The organism is Pseudooceanicola pacificus, assembly GCF_009789075.1.
GTDB classification, from domain to species: domain Bacteria; phylum Pseudomonadota; class Alphaproteobacteria; order Rhodobacterales; family Rhodobacteraceae; genus Pseudooceanicola; species Pseudooceanicola pacificus.
Genome location: NZ_WNXQ01000003.1, coordinates 75146 through 99616, shown reverse-complemented (window position 1 = coordinate 99616; position 24471 = coordinate 75146). Strand labels below are relative to the sequence as shown.

25 protein-coding genes are annotated in these 24471 nt (G+C 66.6%); 14 read left to right on the top strand and 11 right to left on the bottom strand.

The features are described 5' to 3' along the window. Positions 1–77: 77 nt before the first annotated feature. Both GLS40_RS06200 and GLS40_RS06195 read right to left on the bottom strand, forming a co-directional pair. Positions 78–473 (bottom strand): DUF6524 family protein, encoded by a 396-nt coding sequence (locus GLS40_RS06200; protein ID WP_160381883.1) that lies wholly within the window; start codon positions 471–473, stop codon positions 78–80. A gap of 138 nt (positions 474–611) precedes the next feature. Further along, positions 612–2402, bottom strand: coding sequence for a gamma-glutamyltransferase family protein (locus GLS40_RS06195; protein WP_160381882.1), 1791 nt, complete (start codon positions 2400–2402; stop codon positions 612–614). 207 nt (positions 2403–2609) lie between these two features. On the opposite strand from GLS40_RS06195, the gene GLS40_RS06190 reads away from it, so the two are divergent. The 6 genes from GLS40_RS06190 to GLS40_RS06165 all read left to right on the top strand — a co-directional run bounded on the left by GLS40_RS06190 (position 2610) and on the right by GLS40_RS06165 (position 9114). Next, the gene (locus GLS40_RS06190; RefSeq protein ID WP_160381881.1) at positions 2610–3782 is read left to right on the top strand and encodes a M20 aminoacylase family protein; all 1173 of its coding nucleotides are present in this window, start codon (positions 2610–2612) and stop codon (positions 3780–3782) included. Positions 3783–3900: 118 nt separating this feature from the next. Beyond that, complete coding sequence (locus tag GLS40_RS06185; RefSeq protein WP_160381880.1) at positions 3901–5193, top strand: adenylosuccinate synthase; 1293 nt, start codon at positions 3901–3903, stop codon at positions 5191–5193. Between the two features lie 4 nt (positions 5194–5197). Further along, positions 5198–5431 (top strand): DUF2842 domain-containing protein, encoded by a 234-nt coding sequence (locus GLS40_RS06180; protein WP_160382242.1) that lies wholly within the window; start codon positions 5198–5200, stop codon positions 5429–5431. Between the two features lie 105 nt (positions 5432–5536). Further along, the gene (locus GLS40_RS06175) at positions 5537–6769 is read left to right on the top strand and encodes a multidrug effflux MFS transporter (RefSeq protein WP_160381879.1); all 1233 of its coding nucleotides are present in this window, start codon (positions 5537–5539) and stop codon (positions 6767–6769) included. A 164-nt stretch (positions 6770–6933) separates the two neighbouring features. Continuing rightward, a complete protein-coding gene (gene secG, locus GLS40_RS06170) occupies positions 6934–7296 on the top strand; it encodes a preprotein translocase subunit SecG (RefSeq protein WP_160381878.1) in 363 nt (120 codons plus the stop codon). A 174-nt stretch (positions 7297–7470) separates the two neighbouring features. Beyond that, positions 7471–9114 (top strand): CTP synthase, encoded by a 1644-nt coding sequence (locus GLS40_RS06165; RefSeq protein WP_160381877.1) that lies wholly within the window; start codon positions 7471–7473, stop codon positions 9112–9114. 12 nt (positions 9115–9126) lie between these two features. On the opposite strand, the gene GLS40_RS06160 is transcribed toward GLS40_RS06165, so the two are convergent. Next, the gene (locus GLS40_RS06160) at positions 9127–9354 is read right to left on the bottom strand and encodes a hypothetical protein (protein WP_160381876.1); all 228 of its coding nucleotides are present in this window, start codon (positions 9352–9354) and stop codon (positions 9127–9129) included. Positions 9355–9567: 213 nt separating this feature from the next. On the opposite strand from GLS40_RS06160, the gene GLS40_RS06155 reads away from it, so the two are divergent. Further along, a complete protein-coding gene (locus tag GLS40_RS06155; protein ID WP_160381875.1) occupies positions 9568–9996 on the top strand; it encodes a nuclear transport factor 2 family protein in 429 nt (142 codons plus the stop codon). A 98-nt stretch (positions 9997–10094) separates the two neighbouring features. After that, the gene (gene ppk2, locus GLS40_RS06150; RefSeq protein ID WP_160381874.1) at positions 10095–11012 is read left to right on the top strand and encodes a polyphosphate kinase 2; all 918 of its coding nucleotides are present in this window, start codon (positions 10095–10097) and stop codon (positions 11010–11012) included. Between the two features lie 61 nt (positions 11013–11073). Here the strand turns inward: ppk2 and GLS40_RS06145 are convergent, their stop codons facing one another. Then, positions 11074–11616 carry a hypothetical protein gene (locus GLS40_RS06145; protein ID WP_160381873.1) on the bottom strand — a complete coding sequence of 181 codons (543 nt, stop codon included), beginning with the start codon at positions 11614–11616 and terminating at the stop codon, positions 11074–11076. A 214-nt stretch (positions 11617–11830) separates the two neighbouring features. Between GLS40_RS06145 and GLS40_RS06140 the strand changes: the two genes are divergently transcribed. From GLS40_RS06140 to GLS40_RS06115, 6 genes are all read left to right on the top strand, one after another. After that, positions 11831–12268 carry a tellurite resistance TerB family protein gene (locus tag GLS40_RS06140; RefSeq protein ID WP_160381872.1) on the top strand — a complete coding sequence of 146 codons (438 nt, stop codon included), beginning with the start codon at positions 11831–11833 and terminating at the stop codon, positions 12266–12268. Positions 12269–12275: 7 nt separating this feature from the next. After that, positions 12276–13022: a phosphate/phosphite/phosphonate ABC transporter substrate-binding protein gene (locus tag GLS40_RS06135; RefSeq protein ID WP_160381871.1), complete on the top strand. Its 747-nt coding sequence runs from the start codon at positions 12276–12278 to the stop codon at positions 13020–13022. Positions 13023–13145: 123 nt separating this feature from the next. Continuing rightward, entirely contained in the window at positions 13146–13922 is a 777-nt protein-coding gene (locus GLS40_RS06130) for an ABC transporter ATP-binding protein (protein ID WP_160381870.1), read from the top strand. A gap of 55 nt (positions 13923–13977) precedes the next feature. Then, positions 13978–14712 (top strand): transporter substrate-binding domain-containing protein, encoded by a 735-nt coding sequence (locus tag GLS40_RS06125; protein ID WP_160381869.1) that lies wholly within the window; start codon positions 13978–13980, stop codon positions 14710–14712. 47 nt (positions 14713–14759) lie between these two features. Next, positions 14760–15638 (top strand): ABC transporter permease, encoded by an 879-nt coding sequence (locus GLS40_RS06120; RefSeq protein WP_160381868.1) that lies wholly within the window; start codon positions 14760–14762, stop codon positions 15636–15638. Next, positions 15635–16474, top strand: a complete 840-nt coding sequence (locus GLS40_RS06115) for an ABC transporter permease (protein ID WP_160381867.1) — start codon at positions 15635–15637, stop codon at positions 16472–16474. The genes GLS40_RS06120 and GLS40_RS06115 overlap by 4 nt, the downstream gene beginning before the upstream one ends. A gap of 317 nt (positions 16475–16791) precedes the next feature. Here the strand turns inward: GLS40_RS06115 and phnE (GLS40_RS06110) are convergent, their stop codons facing one another. From phnE (GLS40_RS06110) to ectB, 7 genes are all read right to left on the bottom strand, one after another. After that, positions 16792–18129, bottom strand: coding sequence for a phosphonate ABC transporter, permease protein PhnE (gene phnE / locus GLS40_RS06110; protein WP_160381866.1), 1338 nt, complete (start codon positions 18127–18129; stop codon positions 16792–16794). After that, positions 18129–18986: a phosphonate ABC transporter, permease protein PhnE gene (gene phnE, locus GLS40_RS06105; RefSeq protein ID WP_160382241.1), complete on the bottom strand. Its 858-nt coding sequence runs from the start codon at positions 18984–18986 to the stop codon at positions 18129–18131. The genes phnE (GLS40_RS06110) and phnE (GLS40_RS06105) overlap by 1 nt, the downstream gene beginning before the upstream one ends. A 77-nt stretch (positions 18987–19063) precedes the next feature. Then, positions 19064–19966, bottom strand: coding sequence for a phosphonate ABC transporter substrate-binding protein (phnD, locus tag GLS40_RS06100; RefSeq protein ID WP_160381865.1), 903 nt, complete (start codon positions 19964–19966; stop codon positions 19064–19066). A 64-nt stretch (positions 19967–20030) separates the two neighbouring features. Next, the gene (gene phnC / locus GLS40_RS06095; protein WP_160381864.1) at positions 20031–20855 is read right to left on the bottom strand and encodes a phosphonate ABC transporter ATP-binding protein; all 825 of its coding nucleotides are present in this window, start codon (positions 20853–20855) and stop codon (positions 20031–20033) included. Between the two features lie 341 nt (positions 20856–21196). Next, a complete protein-coding gene (locus GLS40_RS06090; RefSeq protein ID WP_160381863.1) occupies positions 21197–22636 on the bottom strand; it encodes an aspartate kinase in 1440 nt (479 codons plus the stop codon). A gap of 71 nt (positions 22637–22707) precedes the next feature. Then, positions 22708–23109: an ectoine synthase gene (locus GLS40_RS06085; RefSeq protein ID WP_160381862.1), complete on the bottom strand. Its 402-nt coding sequence runs from the start codon at positions 23107–23109 to the stop codon at positions 22708–22710. A 4-nt stretch (positions 23110–23113) separates the two neighbouring features. Next, on the bottom strand, positions 23114–24409 hold the full coding sequence (ectB, locus tag GLS40_RS06080) for a diaminobutyrate--2-oxoglutarate transaminase (protein ID WP_160381861.1): 1296 nt from the start codon (positions 24407–24409) through the stop codon (positions 23114–23116). Between the last annotated feature and the right edge of the window lie 62 nt (positions 24410–24471).

The window sequence follows — 24471 nt, the reverse complement described above, 5'->3', positions numbered from 1 at the left end:
TCGCGGTTCAGGGCCCCGCCCGATGCCCCCTGCAGCCGTTGCGCCCGGCAGGCGCCGCGGAGGCGGCCGGCGCGCGCCTATTCGTCGACGTCGTCCACATCCGCCTGGCCCGAAAGCTTGCGCCGCACCAGGCTCCAGCTCAGCCCGATGCCCAGCACCAGCGACAGGGCGAAGATGCCGATCCACAGGTTAAGCCCGTCATTGCGCAGCGTCATGACCCCGAAATCCATCAGCACCCAGAGCCCGGCCCCCACCAGCGCCAGCACCAGCATCATCCCGAAGGGCCCGATCGAGCGCAGGGTCGCGCGCAGGTAGATGATGTAGCCGGTCAGCAGCAGCAGGCCGAACAGCACCGCCAGCGGCATCTGGTCCGACCAGTTCTGCCGCAGCCAGTAGACATAGTTCCAGGGCGAGGGGTTGTAGGTCACCGCCAGCAGGACAAAGGCGATCAGCCAGCGCAGTATGAATCCCATGCCCGTCCTCTTGGTCGTTGTGGCGGGGACAGGATTGTCCGGCAATGACCGGCCTGTCCAGCCCGATGCGTCCCGGTGCGCCAGTTCACCAGGGCCCCGGCCCGCGGGTCCGTCACCGCGCGCCGGGCGCCCGAACGGTCAGCGCCCGATGGCATAGGCCTGCATCAGGCGCGGCGTCGCGCCCGCCTGCATCACCCCGTCCGGGTGGCGCAAGGCGGCCGTCAGACGCCCGACCGACCATTCCGGCGCCACGCTCACCCGGTGGCCCCGGGCGCGCAGCCCGTCGATGGCGCCCTCGGCCATGTTCGGCTCGATCAGCAAGGCGCCCGGCTTGACCTCGCGCGGGAAGAACGAGCCCTGGAAATGCAGCGAGTGGAACAGCGGCGCGTCCAGCGCCTGTTGCAGGTCCATCCCGTGGTGCACGAAGCGCAGGAACCAGATCAGCTGCCACTGGTCCTGCTGGTCGCCGCCGGGTGTGCCAAAGACCAGCCGCGCGCCGTTTTCGTGGTCAGCCAGCGTGGGCGTCAGCGTGGTGCGGGGCCGCCGGCCGGGGGCCAGCGAGGTGGGCAGCCCCTCTTCCAGCCAGAACATCTGCGCGCGCGAATTCAGCGGGAATCCCAGCCCCGGGATCACCGGGTTCGACTGCAGCCACCCGCCCGAAGGCGTGGCCGAGACGCAGTTGCCCCAGCGGTCGATCACGTCGAGATGCACGGTATCGCCGCGCTTTTCGGTCAGGTGGGCCATCGTGGGTTCCTGCGCGGCCACGTCGCCGACGCCGAAATCCCGGGCGGCGCGGGCGACATAGGCCTCGGCCAGGGCCTCGAAGCCGGGAACCCGGCCGGGGCGCTGCTCCAGCGAGGCGGTCTCGCCGATCAGGGCCGCACGTTCGGCGTTATAGGCATCCGACAGCAGATGCGCCATCGGCACCTCGCTCTGGGCCGGATCGCCGTAATAGGTTTCGCGGTCGGCATAGGACAGCTTCATCGCCTCGATCACCGTATGGGCGAACTCCTCGCCCCTCGGATCCATCGCGGCGATGTCGAAATGCTTGAGGATCGCCAGCGACTGCAGCAGCACCGGCCCCTGCCCCCAGGGCCCGGTCTTGTGCAGGGTCCAGCCGTGGTAGTCGTAAGAGACAGGCTCTTCATAGCCCGCGCGCCAGCCGGCCATGTCGGCGGGCGCCAGAACGGCGCGGTTCTTCTGCTCGGACACGTCATGCACCTCGGCCTGCTCCAGGTAGCCAAAGATCGCCTCGGCGACGAAGCCCTCGGCCCAGGCGTCGCGGGCGGCGTCGATCTGGGCGGCGCGGTCGGAGCCTGCAGCCTCTCCGGCCTCGACCAGGCGGGTATAGGTGCGGGCCACGTCGGGGTTGCGGAAGATCGCATTTGGCGCGGGCGGGGTGCCGCCCGGGGTCCAGGTCTCGGCCGAGCTGGGCCATTCGGCGGCGAAGTAGTCTGCCAGCCCGGCGATGGTCGCGGCGACGCGCGGCATGATCGGGTGGCCCTCGCCGGCATAGTGGATCACCGGGGCCAGCGCCTCGCGCAGGGTGACGGTGCCGTGGTCGCGCAGCATCAGCATCCAGCCGTCAAAGGCGCCGGGGATGACGGTCGCCAGCAGGCCCGAGCCGGGGATCAGGCTCAGCCCCTGGGCGCGATAATGCTCGATCGTGGCGCCCGCCGGGGCCGGGCCCTGGGCCGCCAGCACGGCGGTGCCGGTGGTGACGCTGTGGAACACCGCCGGCAGGTCGCCCGCCGGGCCGCAGAGATGCGGCTCGACCACCTGCAGGACAAGCCCGGTGGCCACGGCGGCGTCAAAGGCATTGCCACCCTTTTCCAGCATCGCCATCCCGACCGCAGAGGCGATCCAGTGGGTCGAGGTGACCACACCGAAGGTGCCGCGGATTTCGGGGCGGGTGGTGAAATCTGTCATGTCTTGTCTCCGATGGGCCCTGGCCGGTCCCGGCAGGTCCGGCCCGTTGCCGCGCAATCTGGCGCATTTCGCCGGGAGGGGCCACCGTGACCGACCGGCAGGGCGCGAGATTGCGCATTCCTGTCGGCAGCGCGGCACGGGGCTTGCCGCCCGGCCCCCGCGCCGATACCCATTTCCCACCGGCCCAGCACCAGCAGGAGACATGTCATGTCCGTCATTCCCGCCATCCAGGCCTTTGCTGAGGACCTGACCGCGATCCGCCAGGATTTCCACGCCCACCCGGAACTGGGGTTCGAGGAAACCCGCACCGCCGGCATCGTCGCCGCCAAGCTGCGCGACTATGGCGTGGACGAGGTGCACGAAGGGCTGGGCGGAACCGGGGTGGTCGGCGTGATCCGCGGCAGCGGCGGCGGCAACCGCCGGATCGGGCTGCGGGCCGACATGGACGCGCTGCCGATCGAGGAGGCCTCGGGCGTGGCCTACAGTTCGACCAGCCCCGGCAGGATGCATGCCTGCGGCCATGACGGCCACACCACGATGCTGCTGGGGGCCGCGCGTTATCTGGCCGGGACACGGCAGTTCGACGGCACCGTGGTGCTGATCTTTCAGCCCGCCGAGGAAGGGCTGGGCGGCGCGCGCCGGATGATCGCCGACGGGCTGTTCGAGCAGTTTCCCTGTGACGAGCTCTACGGCATGCACAACGATCCGAATGCCGAACCGAACCGGGTGACCGTGACCCCGGGGCCGGCGATGGCGGGGGCAAGCTTTTTCGACATCACGGTCACCGGGACGGGCAGCCATGCCGCCATGCCGCACCAGTCGCGCGATCCCATCGTGATCGGCACGGCGCTGGTGCAGCAGTTGCAGACGGTGGTCAGCCGGAACGCGCCGCCGACCAAGCCGATCGTGCTGTCGGTGACCAAGTTCCAGTCGGGCACGGCCTATAACGTGGTGCCGGACACGGCGGTGATCTCGGGCACGATCCGGTATTTCCACGATGACGTGATCGGGATCGCCGAGACCCGGATTCGCGAGCTCTGTGCCGGGATGAGCCTTGCCTATGGCGTCAGCATCGAGGCCGACCTGCGCAATGTCTTTGACGTGCTGCGCAACGACCCCGAGCTGAGCGAGGCCTATATCGCCGCCGCCGCCGATGTCGTCGGGCCCGAAATGGCGCAGATCAGCACCCAGCAGGCCACCGGATCGGAGGATTTCGCCGACATGCTGCGTGCGATCCCCGGGGCCTATTGCCGCGTGGGTCACGCCGGGTCCGTGCCGCTGCACAACGCGCGGTTCGTGCTGGACGATGCGATTCTGCCGGTTGGCGCCTCGATCTACGCCCGGATCGTGGAAACCCGGCTGGCTTTGCCGCAGCTCTGAGCAGGCGCGAATTTTCGTCGAAAATTCGGGGGCGGCGCCGGGGTCGCAGAATCCGGTTTCGCCCGGCCTGCCCGCGCGATATACGGGCGCGGGTTTACCGCAGCCGAAGGGATCGGGCATGGCCAACGTTGTCGTCGTGGGCGCCCAGTGGGGCGATGAGGGCAAGGGAAAGATCGTCGACTGGCTCTCGGAGCGGGCCGACGTGATCGCGCGTTTCCAGGGCGGTCACAATGCCGGCCATACGCTGGTCATCGACGGCGAGGTGTTCAAGCTCAGCCTGCTGCCCTCGGGCATCGTGCGCGGCGGCAAGCTGTCGGTCATCGGCAATGGCGTGGTGCTGGACCCCTGGCACCTGGTCAAGGAAATCGCACAGCTGCGCTCGCAGGGCGTGACGATCACGCCCGAGACGCTGATGATCGCCGAGAACACGCCGCTGATCCTGCCGATCCACGGCGAGCTGGACCGCGCCCGAGAAAGCGCGAACAACGTGGCCAAGATCGGCACCACCGGCCGCGGCATCGGCCCGGCCTATGAGGACAAGGTCGGCCGCCGCTCGGTCCGCGTCGCCGACCTGGCCGACCGTGCCACGCTGGAATCCCGCGTCGACCGCGCGCTGGTGCATCACGACGCCCTGCGCCGCGGCCTGGGCCTGCCCGAGGTCGACCGCGCCGCGCTGATCGCCGCGCTCAACGAGATCGCGCCGCAGGTTCTGGAATATGCCGCCCCGGTCTGGAAGGTGATGAACGAGCATCGCAAGGCCGGCAAGCGCATCCTTTTCGAGGGCGCGCAGGGTGCGCTGCTCGACATCGACTTCGGCACCTATCCCTTTGTCACCTCGTCCAACGTGATCGCGGGCCAGGCCGCCACCGGCGTGGGCATCGGCCCCGGCGCCATCGACTTCGTCCTGGGTATCGTCAAGGCCTATACCACCCGCGTGGGCGAAGGCCCCTTCCCGGCCGAGCTGACCGACGCGGTCGGCCAGCGCCTGGGCGAGCGGGGCCATGAGTTCGGCACCGTCACCGGGCGCAAGCGCCGCTGCGGCTGGTTCGACGCGGTCCTCGTGCGCCAGACCTGCGCCACCTCGGGTGTGACGGGCATCGCGCTGACCAAGCTCGACGTGCTCGACGGGTTCGAGACGCTGAAAATCTGCGTGGGCTATGACCTCGACGGCACCCGGCTGGACTACCTGCCCACGGCCGCCGACCAGCAGGCCCGCTGCGTGCCGATCTACGAAGAGATGCCCGGCTGGTCGGAATCGACCGAGGGCGCGCGGAGCTGGGCCGAGCTGCCCGCCAATGCGATCAAGTATGTCCGCCGGGTCGAGGAACTGATCGACTGCCCCGTCGCGCTGCTGTCGACCTCGCCCGAGCGCGAGGACACGATCCTTGTCACCGACCCGTTCGCGGACTGACGGGATGGCGCTCAGCTACAAGGCCCGCCGCCGCTGGTCCCTGGTGATCCTGCTGATCGGCCTGCCCGCATATGTCGTGGCGGCGGTTTCGGTGATGAACTGGCTGGACCGGCCCGGCCTGCTGGTGGAACTGCTGGTCTATGTCGGTCTCGGCATCCTCTGGGCGCTGCCGTTCCGTGCGGTGTTTCGCGGCATCGGCAAGCCCGACCCGGATGCCGATCCCGAGGATCGGCCCTGACCCTCGCCAGCCACGCTCGTGTTGCCGGGGCGGAGTCCGATGCGGGCTATTAACCTTTCGGTCAGTAAGGTCTAGAAACGTCAGGATGCCAGACCGGATCCGCCCATGCTTCGCGCCGCCACGACCCCGCCCCATCTGACCACCCTGATCCTGATGACCGGCACTTCGGTCCTGACGCTGAACATGTTCGTGCCCTCGCTGGCCCATATGGCCGAGGATTTCGGCGTGGATTACGGGGTGATGGGTCTGGCGGTCGGCGGCTATCTGGCGATGACGGCGCTGACCCAGATCGTCATGGGCCCCCTGTCGGACCGGTACGGGCGGCGGCCGGTGGTGCTGGTCGGGATGGCGATCTTCTTCGTCGCCTCGATCATCTGCGCCCTGACCCCGGATATCCGCGTCTTCCTGGCCGCGCGCATGTTCCAGAGCGGCGCCGCCACGGGCATGGCGCTCAGCCGGGCGATGATCCGCGACCAGTTCGAACCGCGCGACGCGGCGGTGAAGATGGCGACCGTCTCTTCGATCATGGCCGTTGCCCCGATGCTGGGCCCCTCGATTGGCGGCTTCCTCGACGCCGCATTCGGCTGGCGGGCGAGCTTCGTGCTCTACTCCCTTGCCGCCGCGGCACTTTTTGTCATCTGCTGGGCCGACCTGGGCGAGACCAACCACCACAAATCCTCCAGCTTCGGGGCGCAGTTCCGCGCCTATCCCGAGCTGTTCCGCTCGCGCCGGTTCTGGGGCTATTCGCTCTGCGCCGCCTTTTCGGTCGGCACCTTCCACATCTTCGTCTCGGGCGCGGCGCTGGCGACCAAGGCGGCCTTTGGCATGAGCCCCGGAGAACTGGGCATCTGGATGGGCACGATCACCCTGGGTTTCATGATCGGCTCGGCCACCTCGGGCCGGATTTCGCGCAACTACGAACTCTCGACCATGATGATCGTCGGGCGCGCCCTGGCGGTGGTGGGGATCGGCATCCCGACCCTGCTGCTCTGGGCCGGCCATGTCTCGGCCCCGCTGTTCTTTGGCGCGATGGTCCTGTCCGGCATCGGCAACGGGTTGACGACGCCAAGTGCGGGAGCCGGAACGCTGTCGATCCGCCCGCATCTTGCCGGCAGCGCCTCGGGCCTGTCGGCGGCGCTGATCGTGGGCAATGGCGCGGTGGTGGCGACCCTCACGGGCTGGCTGGTCTCGGCCGAGAACGGCATCGTGATGCTGCCCTTCCTGATGGTGCTGGCCAGCGTTGCGGGGCTGGCCATGGCCCTGATGGTGCGCGCCATCGACCTGGCCGAGGCGCGCGCCGCCGCCGCCGCGGGCGAAGACCCGGCCGCCGCGGAATAGCCCTGCCCGGCGCCCGCGCCTCACGATCCGGCCATGCGGCCGCTTCCGGGGTTGCGGCGGACGCCCTGCTGGCCTAGATAGCAGCCCGACAGACGTCCGGAGAGAGCGGTGCCCGCACCCTTGCCCGGCCGCCAGACCACCGACGCGATCAAGACAGGCCCTATATGGAAAACGTCGTCCTCATCGTCCACCTGATCCTGGCCCTCGGGCTGATCGGCGTGGTGCTCCTGCAGCGCTCCGAAGGGGGCGGTCTCGGCATGGGCGGTGGCGGCGCGATGTCCGGGCGCCAGGCCGCGACGGCCCTGGGCAAGGTGACATGGGTGCTGGCCGCGGGCTTCATCTGCACCTCGATCTTCCTGACGATCATCGCAGCCGAAAAAAGCGCCGGGTCCTCGGTCCTGGACCGCATCGCGCCGGCCCGCCAGGCCCCGGTGGAAAGCACCTCTCCCGCCCTGCCGGCGGACGGTGGCAGCCTGGTTCCGCCGCCCTCGGGCGCGGGCAACGAGCTGACTCCCTCCGCCGACTGATCCACCACCATCGCTTGAGGGTAGCCACATTGCCCTCAACAGCATCTTGCGGTCGGCTTGCGCAATTCGCGCGAATCTGATAGCTCTTAAATCCCGTGATGCTGCGGTCCTTCGGGGCCTGTCGTGGCACATATTCAGCGTTCGCGCCCAGAACTTCACGGGGACTCCGACCACATGGCCAGGTACATTTTCATCACGGGCGGCGTCGTGTCGTCCCTCGGTAAAGGTCTTGCCTCGGCGGCGCTCGGCGCGCTTCTGCAGGCCAGGGGATTTACCGTCCGGCTGCGCAAGCTTGACCCCTATCTGAACGTCGATCCCGGCACGATGAGCCCGTTTGAACATGGCGAGGTCTTCGTCACCGACGACGGCGCGGAAACCGATCTGGACCTGGGCCATTACGAGCGGTTCACCGGCGTGGCCGCGCGCCGGACCGATTCGGTCAGCTCGGGGCGCATCTATTCCAACGTGCTCGAAAAGGAGCGGCGCGGCGACTACCTGGGCAAGACGATCCAGGTGATCCCCCACGTCACCAACGAGATCAAGGATTTCATCGGGATCGGCGACGACGAGGTCGATTTCATGCTCTGCGAGATCGGCGGCACCGTCGGCGATATCGAGGGGCTGCCCTTCTTCGAGGCGATCCGCCAGTTCAGCCAGGACCGCCCGCGCGGGCAGTGCATCTTCATGCATCTGACCCTGCTGCCCTGGCTGGCCGCCAGCGGCGAGCTCAAGACCAAGCCGACCCAGCACTCCGTGAAGGAACTGCGCTCCATCGGGCTGCAGCCGGATATCCTTGTCTGCCGGTCCGAACAGCCGATCCCCGACAAAGAGCGCGCCAAGATCGGGCTGTTCTGCAACGTGCGGACAGAGTCGGTGATCGCGGCCTATGACCTGAATTCGATCTACGAGGCGCCGCTGGCCTATCACCGCGAAGGGCTGGACCAGGCTGTGCTGGATGCGTTCCAGATCAGCCCCGCCCCGCGCCCCGACCTGTCGAAATGGCAGGACGTCTACGACCGCATCCACAACACCGATGGCGAGGTCAACGTGGCCATCGTGGGCAAGTACACGCAACTGGAAGACGCCTACAAGTCGATCAAGGAGGCGCTGACCCACGGCGGCATGGCCAACCGGATCAAGGTGAACGTGAACTGGGTCGATGCCGAGATCTTCGACCACGAGGACCCGGCCCCGCATCTTGAGGGCTATCACGCGATCCTGGTCCCCGGAGGGTTCGGCGAACGCGGGACCGAGGGCAAGATCAAGGCCGCGCAATTCGCCCGCGAGCGCAAGATCCCCTACCTCGGGATCTGCCTCGGGATGCAGATGGCGGTGATCGAGGCGGCGCGGAACCTGGCGGGTCTGGAAAAGGCCGGGTCCGAGGAATTCGACCACGAGGCCGGCGGCAAGCGGTTCGAGCCGGTGGTCTATCACCTCAAGGAATGGGTGCAGGGCAATCACGCGGTCAAGCGCCGGGTCGACGACGACAAGGGCGGCACCATGCGCCTGGGTGCCTATTCCGCCGCGCTGGCCGAGGGCTCGCAGGTGGCGGGCGTCTATGGTTCGAACATGATCGAAGAGCGCCACCGCCACCGCTACGAGGTCGACATCAAATACCGCAAGAAGCTGGAGGAATGCGGGCTGTGGTTCTCGGGCATGTCGCCCGACGGCCGCCTGCCCGAGATCGTCGAGGTCAAGGACCATCCCTGGTTCATCGGCGTTCAGTTCCACCCCGAGCTGAAGTCGAAACCCTTCGACCCGCATCCGCTGTTCGCGGATTTCGTGCGGGCGGCCAAGGACGTCTCGCGCCTGGTGTGAGGGCGGGCCCGCCTAGTGCAGGCGTCGGGAATACTTGCCCTTCAGCACCCTGAGCATGAAAAAGTCGAGCTGCCCGCCTGGCCGGGCGCTGCGGACCAGTTCCGCAAAATTGCTCTCGCCCAGCGAGACGCTGGTGTATTCATAGGCAGAGCCGTCGGGAAATTCGACGACGATGCTGTTCTCGTTCGGCTGCTCCGCCCTGACGAAAGGAAGCGCCTCCAGTTCGTATTCCGTTTGCATGACCGCCTCGGGTTTTTTGATTTTTACAGAAATTACCATCGAACGTGGCGAAACCGTGAAAACGGTCGCGTGATCAGGAACGCGCACTGATAAATTTTGTTCTGCGTGGTCACAATCTGTGCGGGTCCACCCGAACTGCATATGTAGAATGCTGAATATGGACCGGACGCAGATATTTGCGCGCCAGGCACTGCCAGAACGGACGGAGCACCGATGACCCCTGCCGAGAACAAGTCCCTCATGCGCCGGATCTTCAAACGGCTGGCCGAGGGGGACGGCTCGCTCTACATCGCGCATCTGGCCGACGATGCGACGATGACGGTCACCGGCCGGTATTCGTGGTCGCGCACCTTTCACGGCAAGCAGGAAATCCTGACCGAACTCTACGGCCATCTGCGCAAGGTGGTGACCGGCAGCGGCCGCACCGTGCCGATCCGGTTCCTGGCGGACGAGGACTGGGTGGTGGTCGAGGCGCAGGGCCAGATGACCGCCATCGACGGCACCCCCTACGAGAACGAGTATTGCCTGATGTACCGCCTGAGCGAGGGCATGATCGTCGAGGCCCGCGAATATCAGGACAGCGCGCTCTGCGAGGCCGTGCTGGGCCCCTTCCCCGGTGCCGACGGCGAGGCCGGGGTATAAGAAACCGTCACAATCCTGTGGTTACTGGGGGCAAAGCCGCCGCCCCTTAGGGCGCCGGACCTTCTGTCATGTCGCCCCTGTCAGGCAAGGAGCCCCAGATGCCCGACGAAGATCATTCCGCAGCCGAGGACTGGCTGGAAGCCGAACTCAAGGACACGCTCGACGAGGATTACGAGATCGAGCTTGAGGATGCCGTGCTGTCGATGAAGATCCGCGAGATCTATCGCGAGGCGCACGGCCCCTCGATCCCGCGGCCGGAATATTTCCATGCGCTTCTGCATCTGCAGTCGGAACTGATCCGCCTGCAGGACTGGGTGGTGCACAACCGCGAAAAGGTTGTCGTCATCTTCGAAGGCCGCGACAGCGCTGGCAAGGGCGGCGTGATCAAGCGGATCACGCAGCGCCTGAACCCGCGCGTGGTGCGCACCGTCGCCCTGCCCGCCCCGTCGGACCGCGAAAAGACCCAGTGGTATTTCCAGCGCTACGTGCCGCATCTTCCCGCCGGGGGCGAGATCGTGCTCTTCGACCGCTCGTGGTACAACCGCGCCGGGGTCGAGCGGGTGATGGGCTTCGCCTCCGAGGATCAGGTGCAGGACTTCTTTCACGACGTGCCGGAATTCGAACGGATGCTGGTGCGCTCGGGGATCCGGCTGGTGAAATACTGGTTCTCGATCACCGACGAGGAACAGCAGATGCGGTTCCTGATCCGCATCCACGACCCGCTGAAGCAGTGGAAACTGTCGCCGATGGACCTGCAGAGCCGCGTCCGCTGGGAACAGTACACCAAGGCCAAGGAAGAGATGCTGGCCCGCACAAACATCCCCGAGGCGCCCTGGTACATCGTCCCCGGCAACGACAAGAAACGCGCCCGGCTGAACTGCATCGACCACCTGCTGGGCCTGTTCCCCTATGGCGATGTCCCGCAAGAAGACGTCTCGCTGACCGAGCGCGTGTTCAACCCGGATTACGAGCGTGCCGTGCTGCCGCCCGAGTTGTACGTGCCCCCGAAATACTGACGCGCCGCAGATGACAACGCCGCCCGGCGGGCGGCGTGTCTGGCCTGGCGATCCTGTCGGATCAGGCGAAGAAGGGCGAAATCAGCCCGCCCAGCAATCCCGGCCGGCGGCCCGAGGCAGGGACGAACTTGCGGCGCTGGCGGGCTTCGAACCGGATTTCCGACACCATCGGCGCAACCATGACGGGGTTGAAAATCCACCGCCCCTTGCCGCAGGACCGCCGGTTCTGGTTCTGGGCCGTCATCCATGCCTTGAAACCGCGGTCGTCATCCAGCGGGCGGCGCGGGTCGGGCAGGTAGAAGCCGCAGTTGACGCGTTGGCAGATCGCGTCCAGCACGCCGCAGCGCCGGCGGTCGGCCTCGGCCACCTCGTCCTTGGGCAGATGGTTGAAACGTCCGGCGTCGCAGTTCAGGAACAGTGTCATGGCCGACCCCAGGTCGAGATCGCGCTGCGCGGACAACCATCCGATCAGCCCCATGCTGGTTTCGTCCCACTTGATGGTCCGTGCCACGTCGCACAGGGCCTCGGCCCCCATCGACTTGAGCGACCACAGTTGTTCGGCCTCGCTCATACCGCGCCAGGCATCGTCGGCAAAATCCAGCATGTCCCCAATCTCCAATAACGCTTCCGTGACATGATGCTTGCGCGGAAACTGGGATCGAAATGCGAGACAATTGTGTCAAACGCGTGGAAATGCACAACTTTAACGGAGTTTTTGGCATCTGATCTGCCGTTAAAATATATGCGAAAAATCCGCCTTTTTGGCGCCGGTGATGTTTGCCATTGGCTAGGCCGAAAGGACCGCTTATCTGGATAGCATGTTTGCTGACCTGCTCTCTCGCCTCACCGCGCCGTCCCCCCGGCAATTGCCGGATGCCGATGCGCGCCTTGCCCTGACCGCCCTGCTGGTGCGCGTGGCCCGCAGCGACGGCACCTATGACGCCTCCGAGCGTGACCGGATCGGCCGCATCGCCGCCGAACGCTATGCCCTGACGCCCGAGGCCGCCGCCGATCTGCGCACCCGGGCCGAGACGCTTGAAGCCCAGGCCCCCGACACCGTGCGCTTCACCCGCGCGATCAAGGATGCGGTGCCGCTGGAGCAGCGCATCGGCGTGATCGAGGCGCTGTGGTCGGTCGTGCTGGCCGACGGACAGCGCGACAGCGGAGAGGACGCGCTGCTGCGCCTGGTCGCCAGCCTGCTTGGCCTGACCGACCAGGAGAGCAATGCCGCGCGGCTGCGCGTGGCCGGGGACTGAACGGCGGATGCTTGCATCGCTGCCGATGTACGACCGGCCCGAGATCGCGACCGCGACCAACCGGCTGTGGGACTCGATCCGCGACACCATGCGCCAGATGGGCATGACCGCGCCGGACCGGCTGACACGCGCGGGCAATCTCTGGGATCACTGGCGCGCGCCCGATCTGGTGCTGTCGCAGACCTGCGGCCTGCCCTACCGCTCGGTCCTGCACGAGATCACGACGATGATCGGCACGCCGGACTACGGCCTGCCGGACTGCCCCCCGGGGCATTACAACTCGGTCATCCTGGTGCGGCGTGACGAGACCCGGACCGACCCGTCGGACTGGCCGCAGCTGCGGCTCGCCTTCAACGAGTTGCACTCGCAATCCGGTTGGGCCGCCGCGCTGAACCATGCGCAAAGCCTCGGCACCACCTTTGGCGAGATGATCGAGACCGGTGCGCATCGCGCCTCGGTCCGGATGGTGGCCGAAGGCCGGGCCGACATCTGCGTCTGCGATGCGCAGACCTGGCGCCTGATCCGTCGCTGGGACCGCTACGAACCCGCGCTGCGCGAGATCGGCCGGACGGAACCGACCCCCGGCCTGCCCCTGATCACCGCGCGGGCCGAGGACGCCGAGCGCATCGGCACCGCTGTCCGGCACGCCCTGGCCCTGCAATCCGCCGAGGATCGCACCGCGATGGGGCTGAACGGTTTCGTGAAACTGCCCAAAGCCGCCTACCTCGCCGTTCCCACCCCGCCTGCGCCCTGAACGCAGCCGGGGCGAACGCCCAAAATTTGCGCGCGTCGTAGCGTCAAGCGTTGCAGGGTCGTTGCATTTGCCCAAAATCTGCGCCCTACTCCGTCAGTGACAACGACAGAGACCGCCCGATCCGTGAGCCAGCAACCGCCCGTCATAGAGATCAGAGACCTGCACAAGTCGTTCGGGGAACTCGAAGTCCTCAAAGGCGTCGACATGCTGGCCAGGCAGGGTCAGGTGGTCTCGATGATCGGCTCTTCCGGGTCCGGCAAATCCACCCTTCTGCGCTGCGCCAACCTGCTGGAGGACAGCCAGCAGGGCGAGGTGCTGTTCAAGGGCGAGGCCGTGCACTGGCGTGGCAGCGGGATGCACCGCCGCCCGGGCGATCCCAAGCAGGTGCTGCGCATCCGGACCAACCTGTCGATGGTGTTCCAGCAGTTCAACCTGTGGTCCCACCTGACCATCCTGCAGAACGTGATGGAGGCGCCGGTGACCGTGCTGGGCCGCGATCCGAAAGAGGTCGAGGACAGGGCCCGCCAGTACCTCGCCAAGGTCGGCATCGCCGACAAGGCCGACGCCTGGCCCGCCCAGCTGTCCGGCGGGCAGCAGCAGCGCGCCGCCATCGCGCGCGCCCTGTGCATGGAGCCCGAGGCGCTGCTGTTCGACGAACCGACCTCGGCGCTGGACCCCGAGCTGGAACAGGAGGTCGTCAAGGTCATCAAGGATCTCGCGAACGAGGGCCGCACGATGATCCTGGTCACCCACGACATGCGGCTGGCCGCCGATGTCTCGGATATCGTGGTCTTTCTGCACAAGGGCCGCATCGAGGAGGAGGGCCCGCCCTCCGAACTCTTCGGCGCGCCCAAGACGGAACGGCTGCAGCAATTTCTCAGCGCGACAAAAGCCGCCTGAGACCAAGGGCCCCAAGGCCCGCCAAAGGACCCAAGTCCAATCCAGGGAGCAACAGATGAAGAAACTGATCCTGACCACCGCGGCGCTTGCGCTGTCCGCCGGCATGGCGACGGCAGCCAGCCATGCCACAACCGTCCGCCTGGGCACCGAAGGCGCCTACCCTCCGTACAACTACATCGACGACAACGGCGAGGTCGCCGGCTTTGAACGCGAGCTGGGCGACAAGCTGTGCGAACTGGCCGAGCTGACCTGCGAATGGGTGACCAACGACTGGGATTCGATCATCCCGAACCTGGTCAGCGGCAACTACGATGTGATCATCGCCGGCATGTCGATCACCGACGAGCGCGACCAGGTCATCGACTTCACCCAGAACTACCTGCCGCCCGCGACCTCGGCCTATATGGCGATGTCCGATGACGTCGACCTCGACTCCGGCGTGATCTCGGCCCAGACGGCGACAATCCAGGCAGGCTACATCGCCGAGAGCGGCGCCACCCTGGTGGAATTCGCCACGCCCGACGAAACCATCGCGGCGGTCAAGAACGGCGAGGCCGACGCGGTCTTTGCCGACAAGGACTATCTGGTGCCCTATGTGGCGGAATCCGGTGGCGATCTGATGTTCGTCGGCCCGGATGTGCCCCTGGGCGGCGGCGTCGGCCTGGGCCTGCGCGAAAGCGACACCGAGCTGAAAGGCAAGCTCGACGCGGCCATCCAGGTCCTCAAGGACGACGGTTCGCTCAACGAGATGATCGTCAAGTGGTTCGGCCCCGACGCCCTGACCTACTGACCTGACATTTGCGGGGCCCTGCGGGGCCCCGCTGCTCAAGGGCGCCCATGTTCTCATACTGCACCGATCCGCAAACGCTCGAAGGGCTGGCCTGGATGGCCTGCTACCTGACCACGGGCAAGCACCTGCTGTTCTACGGCAGCTTCTTCGTCGTGATCGGCCTGATGTTCGTGACCGTGCCCTGCGCCCTGGCCATGGGCTTTGCCGGCGCGCTGGCCTCGCGGTCGCAGATCGCGCCGCTGCGCTGGATCGGCAAGAGCTATTCCGCCCTGGTCCGCGGCGTGCCCGACATAGCCTTCTTCCTCTTCGTGCCGCTCGCCCTCGACCAGGGGCTGGAGTGGCTGCGCCTCAAGATCAAATGCCCCGACTGGGACCAGCCGATCCGGCAGGGCAACGATTTCGTGGTCTGCGCGGCGGCCAAGCTGCCGCTCTCCTCGGCGCCGCAATGGCAGCACGAGGTCTACGGCATCGTGCTGGCCATCGCCGCCTTCTCCTTTGTCTTCGGGGCCTTTGCCGCCTTCGTCCTTTCGGGCGCCATGAACGCGGTGCCCCGCGCCCAGCTCGAAACGGCCGAGGCCTATGGCATGACACGCCGCCAGACCACCTGGCGCATCCTCGTGCCGCAGATGTGGGTCTATGCCCTGCCCGGCCTGTCGAACCTGTGGATGATCCTGATCAAGGCCACGCCGCTGCTCTTCATCCTCGGGGTCGAGGATATCGTCTACTGGGCACGCGAACTGGGCGGGCACAAGACCGGCGCCTATGACTACCCGCATGGCGACTGGCGGCTGTGGTATTTCCTGGCGCTGCTGGTCTTCTACCTCTCGCTCACCCGGGTGTCCGAGGTGATCCTGGGCCGGCTCTCGCGACGGCTGTCGCGCGGCCAGGCCACCATGGCGGGCGAAGAGATGAGGCGCGCCGCATGAGCTGCGTCGAGACCTTCCAGAACTATGCCCTGCGCTCCATCGGCCTGGGCGAGCGGCTGCTGCCCAAGACCGACTTCACCCTCTGCGACCATTTCGTGCTGATCGGCTCGGGCCTGATCTGGAACGTCTATTTCGCGGTGCTGGCGCTGTTCTTCGGCTTCTTCTTCGCCACGGCGATCGCGCTGGCGCGCAATTCCCGGAGCGCCGCGCTCCGCAAACCGGCGCAGTGGTACATTTTCGTCTTCCGCGGCTCGCCGCTCTTCATCCAGTTCTTCATCTGCTACGAGGCGCTGACCCTGCTGCCCAAGAACGGGATCGAGATCAACCTCCTCTTCACCGAGATCACCGCCGGCACCCGCTGGCTGACGCGGGCCTGGGCCGGGGCGCTGATCGTGCTGTTCCTGAACACCTCGGCCTATACCGGAGAGATCTTCTACGGCGCCCTGCGCTCGGTGCCCAAGAGCGACCTGGAGGCCGCGGATGCCTACGGCTTCTCGGGCTGGGCCAGGTTCCGGCGGATCACTTGGCCGACGATGCTCCGCCTCGCCTGGCCGGCCTATACCAACGAGGCGATCTTTCTCACCCATGCCACCACGCTGGTCTTCTTCTCGTCCTTCCCGGCCTGGCAACAGAAGGGCGACGCGCTCTACTACGCCAGTTATTTCGCCGACAAGACCTTCAACCCCTTCGTGGCCTACCCGATCCTGGCCTTCTATTTCATCCTGCTCTCGCTGGCGATCATCGGGGCCTTCGGGCTGGTGAACCGCCGCCTGAACCGGCACCTGCCCCAGGACAGGCGCGCCGCCTTCCGGCCGCGCCCGGCCCTGATGCGCTGACACCGGGCACAGGGTCGCAGGCTGTCCGGCCTTGCCACAGCCCGCAACGCCCCCCGCGCGCGGCCACGGCCCAGATTGATCCGTCGAAGCCCCGTCCTGACCGTCATCGCGGTCCGAACCCTGGCAGGGGGCGCTGCCCCCGCCGCGCCTGCGGCGCGACTCCCCCGGAGTATTTCGGACGAGATGAAGCAGGGGGCCGGTCCCCTCCTTCCTCTTGCTCCAAATATGCCCGCCGGAGGCGACACCCGCAGCGCGCGGATGCGCGCTGCAAAACATCGTGTGCGCCGAAGGCGCTCCGTCAGGTCACGCCCGCCGGGTCAGTGCCCGCTGTCGCCGCCGCGGATCAGCCGGCGCCGCAGCCAGCCCGACAGCCAGTCCATGGCAAAGACCATCAGGATCACGAGGATGATGTAATAGGTCACCTCTTCCCAGTCCTTCTGGGTGATCATCGCCTGGGTCAGCAGCAGCCCGATCCCGCCGCCGGTGATCGCCCCGATGATCGTGGCGCTCCGCGTGTTGGATTCGAGGAAATAGAGCACCTGCGACAGCAGCACCGGCACCACCTGGGGGATCACCCCGAACCTGTAGCGCTGCAGCGGCCTGGCCCCTGTCGAACGGATGCCCTCGATCTGCTTGCCGTCGACATTCTCCAGCGCCTCCGAGAACATCTTGCCGAAGCTCCCCGTGTCGGTCAGCAGGATCGCCAGCGCCCCGGTCATCGGCCCCGGGCCGAAGGCCCGGCTCAGCAGGATCGTCCAGATCAGCGCATCCACCCCGCGCAGGAAATCGAAAACCCGGCGAAAGGCAAAGCGCACCACGCGCAGCGGCGTGAAATTCCGCGCCGCGAGAAAGGCCACAGGCAACGCGATGATCGCTCCCCCGAAGGTCCCGAGGAAGGCCATCAGGATCGTCTCGCAGATCGCCCAGGCAACATCGCGGTGACGCCACATGTCGTTGTTCCAGAAATCGTGGAACGCCCCGGCCAGGTTCGCCCGCTCCGGGTCCACCCGCGCGCCGAACAGGATCCGCGACAGCGGCACCCCGTGATAGGGGCTGTCGAGGGTGAAGAAGAACAGCTCCCACCCCGGGAAATAGCGGAACACCTCGGTGCGGTTCCGGGTCAGCGACACCCGCCCCGCCTCGGTCGTGATGTTCAGCCGCGCGCTGGAATAGCTGATCCAGTCCGGCAGCTCCGCCTCGTCCAGGTTGATCTGCACCCCGCGCGCGCGCGACACGCTTGCCTCGATCGGGCCAAACCCCGGCACGTCGTAGCGCAGGGCGTTGCCCGGCAGGAATTCCACCACATGCCCCTCGCCCAGGTCCACGCGGGTCACCTCGCCCAGGCTCACCCAGTCCGGCGCCGTGCCCTCCGGGTAAGTCCCCTTGCGCTCGCCCTCGATGGCCACCGTCATCCCGCCCGAGCGGTTGTCGCGTGTCACATGGGTCTTGTAGCTCCAGGTGTCGGCCAGAAGCGTGCGCGCATTGTCGATCCGCGCCCGCTCCGCCAGCCCCGCGATGTCGAAGGCGAAGAAGGTATAGGCCAGGTAGGCCAGCACCACCGCCGGCAGGGCAAAGGCCGCCAGCTTCTTGCGCAGGAACATGGCATCGGCATGGGCGCGCAGGTCTGTGCCCGCGGCGGTGATATCGGCGCTCATCAGTGGCCTCCCTGCCGGGTCAGGTGGTGGCGGACATAGCCCGACACCTGGTCGACCGCGACGATGGTCAGGAACAGCAGCAGGAAGATCGCCGCCGCCTCGTCAAACTTGCCCTGCCCCCAGGACATGGTGTTCTTCAGCTCGTAGCCGATCCCCCCCGCACCGACGAAGCCCAGGATGGCCGAGGCGCGGATATTGATCTCGAAGCGCAGCAGCGCATAGCTGAAATAATTGGGCGAGACCTGCGGCACGACCCCCAGCCACATCCGCTGCGCCCAGCCCGCGCCGACCGAGGCCAGCCCCTCGACCGGCTTGAGATCCGCGTTCTCGTTGACCTCGGAAAAGAGCTTCCCAAGCGCCCCGCCCGTATGAAAGGCGATGGCGATGACCGCCGGCACCGGCCCCCCGCCCATGACGAAGATCAGCACCAGCGCGATGACGATCTCGGGCACCGCCCGCATCACGTCCATCACCCGGCGGAACAGCGGGATCGCCCGCGGCCAGAGCGCCAGGCCCCGGGTCGAGAGCATCGACAGCACCATCGCCAGCCCGGTGCCCAGGATCGTGGCCACGGCGGCGATGTTCAGCGTCTCCAGCAGCGCCGGAACGTAATGCACCAGATGCCCCGGCAGCTGCGCCCGCTTCTCCCAGGCCTCGGAAAACACCATGGCCGGGAAATCGAGGATCTGCGGCAGCCCGGAGATGAACCCCCCGGCATTGCGCCCCTCGGCCACGCTGAAGCCCGAGATCATCAGCAGCAGGAAGATCGCCAGCACCAGCCCGCCATAGAGGCGTTTCTGGCGCGTCAGGCGCAGGTAGTCGCCGCGGATGTCGGCGGACGGGTCGGATGCGATCACGCTCAAGAGGGGCGGCCTTTCATCGGAAAGACCCCCGGCGCGATGGCACCGGGGGCCGGGTCACTGGTCCGGGTGGATCAGTTGGATTTCGCCTTGCGGACCTCGATAATGCTCTCGTAGGCCTCGTGGGTGATCGGGGTGAACCCGGCAGTCTCGCCGGCGGCGATGTTGTAGGTGCAGTCCGGATCCTTGTCGGCCATTTCCTCGATCAGGGTGACCATCTTGGCCTTCACATCCTCGGGCAGCGACTTGCGCAGCACCATCGGGCCCTCGGGGATCGGTTTGGACATCCAGATCTGGACCAGCTCGTTCATGTCGACCAGGCCGGCATCCGCCGCCTTGCGCAGCGCGCCCGAGTTGTAGCCGTCTTCCCATGCGCCCAGGCCGTCGGCCCAGGTCACGCCGGCGTCGATGTCACCGTTGTAGACCGCCACGATGGTCTGCTCGTGACCGCCGGTGAACTTCACCTCACCGAAATAGTCGCCCGATTCCATCGAGGCGCCGGTGGCCTGCGGGATCTCGATCGAGGGGATCAGATAGCCCGAGGTCGAATTCGGATCGCCAAAGCCGAAGACCTTGCCCTTGACGTCTTCCAGCGAGGTGATGCCGCTGTCCTTGCGGGCAAAACCGATCGAGTGATAGCTGAACGAACCGTCGAGATTGGTTTTCACCAGCACCGGCTCCACCGCCTCGGGGTCGGCGAGATAGGTCGCGGCATAGCCCGAAGAGCCCAGCCAGGCCTGGTCGATGGTGCCGCCAAGCAGGCCCTGGATCACGCCGTTGTAATCGGCCGGGGCGAACAGCTTCACCGGCACGCCAAGCGCTTCCTCGGTATAGGTCTTCAGGCACTCGTGCGAGGCAAGACGGTCCTGCGCATTCTCGCCGCCCAGGATGCCGATGCGGTACTCGGTGATCTCCTGCGCCGCGGCCATGCCGGTCAGCGCGGTCGTGGCCAGTGCGGCTGCGATCAGTTGTTTCATTCTCAGTCTCTCCGTGGATGGGCCGCCCGGCTCCCCCGGGGCGGCGGGTGGAACCTTCTGGCGATCAGACGGTGACGCGGGCCGCGTCGATCTCGGCGCGCTGCGTGGCGTCGAGGGTCTCGATGGCGGTGGATGTCGCGGCTTCGGAAAACCCGGCATCGGCGCCGTAGATGTCGCGCGCCACGCCGGTGGTCAGCTGCTGCGGCGTGCCGTCGAAGACGATCCGCCCGTCACGCATGCCCACCACCCGGTCGCAATAGCGCCGCGCCGTGTCCAGGGTGTGGAGGTTGGCGATCACCATGCGCCCGTCCTCCTCGTGGATGCGCCTGAGCGTATCCATCACCACCTGCGCGTTCATCGGGTCGAGCGAGGCAATCGGCTCGTCCGCCAGGATGATCCTGGGGTCCTGCATCAGCGCCCGCGCGATGGCCACGCGCTGCTGCTGGCCGCCCGACAGGGCCTCGGCCCGCTTGGGCGCATGTTCGGCAATGCCGAGGCGCTCCAGAATATCGATCGCCCGGTGGATGTCGGACTGCGGGAACAGGTTGAACATCGTCGCCAGCACCGACCGGCGGTTCAGCGTCCCGTGCAGCACGTTCGACACCACATCCATGCGCGGCACCAGGTTGAACTGCTGAAAGATCATCGCGCAGTCGGCCTGCCAGGCGCGCATCTCGGCCCCCTTCAGCGCGGTGATCTCGCGATCCTCGAAATACACCTGGCCCGAGGACTGCGGCGTCAGCCGGTTCAGCATCCTGAGCAGGGTGGACTTCCCCGCCCCGGACCGTCCGATGATTCCCAGCATGATCGGCCGGTCGACCTCAATTGTCGCCCGGTCCACGGCCGTGTTGCGGCCAAAAGTCTTCGTCAGTTGCTCGATGCGCAGCACGTGGTGTCCCCTGGTTCCTGGCCAGCGGCCTAGTCCGGGGAGGAGTCGGAAATGTATCGTTTCGAACAAACTTCTGTGACACCCGCCCGGCATCGCCACAGCGCCCCCCGCAGACGCGCCCGCATCTTCCTCTTGCCGAAAATATGCCGGGGGAGTCGCACCGCAGGTGCGACGGGGGCAGCGCCCCCCACGCGGGCCCGCAGGGCCCGCCGAGGCGCATGCCATGCGCCGGGAATGGCGTGCGCCGCAGGCGCGCCTTTGGATCGGGTCGACACAACAAAAAACCGCCCCCGTCCCGAAGGTGACGGAGGCGGCCTCTCACGGACGGCGGTAGAGGGCGGTCAGGCCGCCGCCCGGTGTCCGGTCGCTTCGGGCGCCTGCACGACGGCATCGTGCAGGGCCTTGATCGCAGCGTCCCGCTCCTCCCGGGGAAGGACAAACTGCACATCGACCGAACGGGTCGTCTGGTGCACCGCATGCACATCCAGCCCGGCCGCTTCCAGCGCCTCCAGCCCCTTGGTCAGGGCCTTCAGCCCGCGCAGGTCGCGCCCGAAGACCGACACGATGGCATGGGCGCGCACGTTCAGCTCGGCGCCGGGATAGATCTCGGCCAGGTCGCGCTCCACCCGGCGCATCGTCTTCAGCGAGGCATCGGTGTAATGCGTGATGGTATTGGCATTCGAGGTCTTGGACACGATCCGCACCTTGTGGCGCTTGAGCACCTCCAGCGTGGCCGCGTCATAGCCTTTGACCCCCACCATGTCCTGTTCGAACAGCTCCAGCGCAAAGACATCCAGCCCGCAGACGATCTCGGCCGCCGGGGTCTCCGCCTTGCGGTCGTCGATCAGCGTGCCCGGGTCCTCGGGCTCAAAGGCATTGGTCACGCGCAGCGGGATTTCCGACTGGCGCAGGGTCTTGGCCGCCTTGGGGTGGATCGCCTCCATCCCCATGTTCGACAGCTGGTCGGCCACGTCGTAATTGGTGTGCCCCAGCTTGCGCACATGATCGCCCACCAGCTTGGGATCGGCCGAGCTCAGATGGAACTCCTTGTGGATGATCGCCTCGCGCGCGCCGGTGGCGGCGGCGATGCGGCTGAAGGTGACCTCGGAATAGCCGCGGTCGTATTCCTTCATCAGCCCCTCGGTGCACTGGGCATAGCCGGTGACGACGGGCATCTCGCGGCCCAGGTCGACATCCTTCAGCCCGGCGGCGATGCGCTCGTCCAGCGTCATCTCGCGTTCGTCGCGCCAGCCGGACAGGTCGACAAACCGGGCATCCACGCCGGCGCGGCGCAGCAGCAGGGTTGTCACCTGCGCCGAATGTGCCTCGCCCAGGCCCGACAGCAGCTCACGGATGATCTGCATGTGCTGGTTCAGCCGGAAATGCCCGTAAGAGCAGATGCGCTGCAGGTCGATCAGGCAGCTGCGCGCCCCCTCGATCCGCTCGCGCACGAAATCGTCGGCATCGGCCAGGTCGGCCGGATGGTCGAGGACCTCGCGATGCGCCAGCTTCATCGCTTCGGCGACGCGGTTCAGCCCGTCGGACCAGGCGTGATCGCTCTCGGCGTTGGAGAACAGCGCATAGACGCCCGGCTCGCCGGTCTTCTTGTGCTCCAGCAGCAGGTTGGTGATGCCACCGAAGGCCGAGACCACGAAGATCCGGTTGTAGAGCTGCTGCCCCTTGCGCTCGCCGATGAAGAGCGTGCCGAGCAGCTCGTTCAGGCGCGACATCGAGGTGCCGCCGATTTTCTCAACGGTATGATTTGCGTGTGTCACTGTCATTCCGCCGGGGGTCATGCCCGGCGGCCTTCCTTTGATGATCGTTCTGCGGGTGCGGGCGGGGATGCCGGGGCTTACGCCTCGACTTCCTCCGGCGCGGCATAAGAGCCGTCCTCGCGATGCACTTCCTTGCCGGTGACCGGCGGGTTGAAGCAGCAGGCCATGACCAGCTCTTCCTCGGCCCGCAGGGTGTGCTTGTCGTGCTCGTTCAGCGCGTACATGGTGCCCGGCTTGATGTCGTAGGTCTTGCCGGTGGCCAGGTCGGTGATCGTGCCCTTGCCCTTCATGCAGTACACGCTCTCGAAGTGGTTCTTGTAGTGGAACGTATGTTCCGAACCCTCTTCGAGGAAGGTGATGTGAAAACTGAAGTTCATGTTGTCTTCGGCCAGAAGCATCCGGACCGAGGTCCACTTCTCCGCCGACACCACACGATGCGGTTCGTTTTTGGTCAGGTCGTCGAAATCACGTACAATCATCGGTTCACTCCGCAGCCATGGGTTGTTCGGCGGGCACGATCTCGCGCACCGCTTCCAGGACGATCGCCAGACCCTTCTCGAAGGTCTCGACCGGGGTTGTCAGCGGGGCAAGCACCTTGACCACCTCGTCCTCGGGGCCCGAGGTCTCGATGATGAGACCCTTTTCAAAGCAGCGGGCGCAGATCTTGCCGGCCAGCTCGCCCGAACCGACGTCGACGCCGCGCATCAGGCCACGGCCCTTCAGGCGCGAGCCGGGGATGGCCTCAGAGACCTTGGTCAGCCCGTCCTTCAGCACCTTGGCCTTTTCGCCAAGCTCGGTCTGAAAGGCCGGGTCGGCCCAGAACTTCTCGATCGCGACACGCGCGGTGACGAAGGCATGGGTGTTGCCGCGGAAGGTGCCGTTGTGTTCGGCCGGGCCAAAGATGTCGTGTTCCGGCTTCACCAGCATCATCGCCATCGGCAGGCCGAAGCCCGAGATGCTTTTCGCCTGGGTCACGATGTCCGGCTCGACGCCCATCTCCTCGAAGGAGAAGAAGCTGCCGGTCCGGCCACAGCCGGCCTGGATGTCGTCGATGATCAGCAGCGCGCCCGATTCCTTGGCCAGGTCCGCCACGCGGCGCACCCATTCGGCGGATGCGGCGTTCAGCCCGCCCTCGCCCTGGACGGTCTCCAGGATGATGGCGGCCGGCGCTTCCAGCCCCGAGGACTTGTCGCGCAGCATCGCGGCCAGCAGGTCGGCAGTATCGGTGCCCTCGCCCATGTAGCCGTCATAGGGCATGCGCGTCACGCCGTGCAGCGTGGTGCCGGCACCGCCGCGGTGGTATTCGTTCCCGGTCGCGGCCAGGGCACCCAGGGTCACACCGTGAAAGCCGTTGGTGAAGGCGACGATGTTATCGCGCCCGGTCACCTTGCGGGCCAGCTTCATCGCGGCCTCGACGGCATTGGCGCCGGTCGGACCCATGAACATGACGCGGTGATCCATGCCACGCGGCTTGAGGATATGCTCCTCGAAGGCCTCCAGGAACTGCGCCTTGGCACCGGTGTGCAGGTCAAGACCCATCGCGATCCCGTCGTTCGAGATATGCTCGATCAGCGCCGCCTTCATGTCCGGGTCGTTATGCCCGTAGTTCAGCGACGAACAGCCGGCGAGGAAATCGATATACTCGGTTCCCCCGGCATCGGTCATATGCGAGCCGCTGGCCTTGATGAAAGTGGTCGGAAACCCGCGGCAGTAGGAGCGTGCCTCGCTCTCGCGGCGTTCGAAAATACTCTTTGTTTCGCCTGACGTGTCAGTCGACATGATGTGTTCCTTCGGTTTTTTAAGTTTCGGTTCGAAGTCCCGAGCTATAGACCCCCGTTTCC

What these genes read in the sequence shown, in the direction of transcription:
- GLS40_RS06200 (WP_160381883.1), bottom strand. Translation starts at nt 473, where the DNA reads ATGGGATTCATACTGCGCTGGCTGATCGCCTTTGTCCTGCTGGCGGTG.
- GLS40_RS06115 (WP_160381867.1), top strand. Translation starts at nt 15,635, where the DNA reads ATGAGCTGCGTCGAGACCTTCCAGAACTATGCCCTGCGCTCCATCGGC.
- GLS40_RS06175 (WP_160381879.1), top strand. Translation starts at nt 5,537, where the DNA reads ATGCTTCGCGCCGCCACGACCCCGCCCCATCTGACCACCCTGATCCTG.
- ectB (WP_160381861.1), bottom strand. Translation starts at nt 24,409, where the DNA reads ATGTCGACTGACACGTCAGGCGAAACAAAGAGTATTTTCGAACGCCGC.
- GLS40_RS06185 (WP_160381880.1), top strand. Translation starts at nt 3,901, where the DNA reads ATGGCCAACGTTGTCGTCGTGGGCGCCCAGTGGGGCGATGAGGGCAAG.
- secG (WP_160381878.1), top strand. Translation starts at nt 6,934, where the DNA reads ATGGAAAACGTCGTCCTCATCGTCCACCTGATCCTGGCCCTCGGGCTG.
- GLS40_RS06140 (WP_160381872.1), top strand. Translation starts at nt 11,831, where the DNA reads ATGTTTGCTGACCTGCTCTCTCGCCTCACCGCGCCGTCCCCCCGGCAA.
- ppk2 (WP_160381874.1), top strand. Translation starts at nt 10,095, where the DNA reads ATGCCCGACGAAGATCATTCCGCAGCCGAGGACTGGCTGGAAGCCGAA.
- GLS40_RS06120 (WP_160381868.1), top strand. Translation starts at nt 14,760, where the DNA reads ATGTTCTCATACTGCACCGATCCGCAAACGCTCGAAGGGCTGGCCTGG.
- GLS40_RS06125 (WP_160381869.1), top strand. Translation starts at nt 13,978, where the DNA reads ATGAAGAAACTGATCCTGACCACCGCGGCGCTTGCGCTGTCCGCCGGC.
- GLS40_RS06135 (WP_160381871.1), top strand. Translation starts at nt 12,276, where the DNA reads ATGCTTGCATCGCTGCCGATGTACGACCGGCCCGAGATCGCGACCGCG.
- GLS40_RS06155 (WP_160381875.1), top strand. Translation starts at nt 9,568, where the DNA reads ATGACCCCTGCCGAGAACAAGTCCCTCATGCGCCGGATCTTCAAACGG.
- phnE (WP_160381866.1), bottom strand. Translation starts at nt 18,129, where the DNA reads ATGAGCGCCGATATCACCGCCGCGGGCACAGACCTGCGCGCCCATGCC.
- GLS40_RS06165 (WP_160381877.1), top strand. Translation starts at nt 7,471, where the DNA reads ATGGCCAGGTACATTTTCATCACGGGCGGCGTCGTGTCGTCCCTCGGT.
- GLS40_RS06195 (WP_160381882.1), bottom strand. Translation starts at nt 2,402, where the DNA reads ATGACAGATTTCACCACCCGCCCCGAAATCCGCGGCACCTTCGGTGTG.
- GLS40_RS06180 (WP_160382242.1), top strand. Translation starts at nt 5,198, where the DNA reads ATGGCGCTCAGCTACAAGGCCCGCCGCCGCTGGTCCCTGGTGATCCTG.
- GLS40_RS06145 (WP_160381873.1), bottom strand. Translation starts at nt 11,616, where the DNA reads ATGCTGGATTTTGCCGACGATGCCTGGCGCGGTATGAGCGAGGCCGAA.
- GLS40_RS06160 (WP_160381876.1), bottom strand. Translation starts at nt 9,354, where the DNA reads ATGCAAACGGAATACGAACTGGAGGCGCTTCCTTTCGTCAGGGCGGAG.
- GLS40_RS06090 (WP_160381863.1), bottom strand. Translation starts at nt 22,636, where the DNA reads ATGACAGTGACACACGCAAATCATACCGTTGAGAAAATCGGCGGCACC.
- GLS40_RS06190 (WP_160381881.1), top strand. Translation starts at nt 2,610, where the DNA reads ATGTCCGTCATTCCCGCCATCCAGGCCTTTGCTGAGGACCTGACCGCG.
- GLS40_RS06085 (WP_160381862.1), bottom strand. Translation starts at nt 23,109, where the DNA reads ATGATTGTACGTGATTTCGACGACCTGACCAAAAACGAACCGCATCGT.
- phnD (WP_160381865.1), bottom strand. Translation starts at nt 19,966, where the DNA reads ATGAAACAACTGATCGCAGCCGCACTGGCCACGACCGCGCTGACCGGC.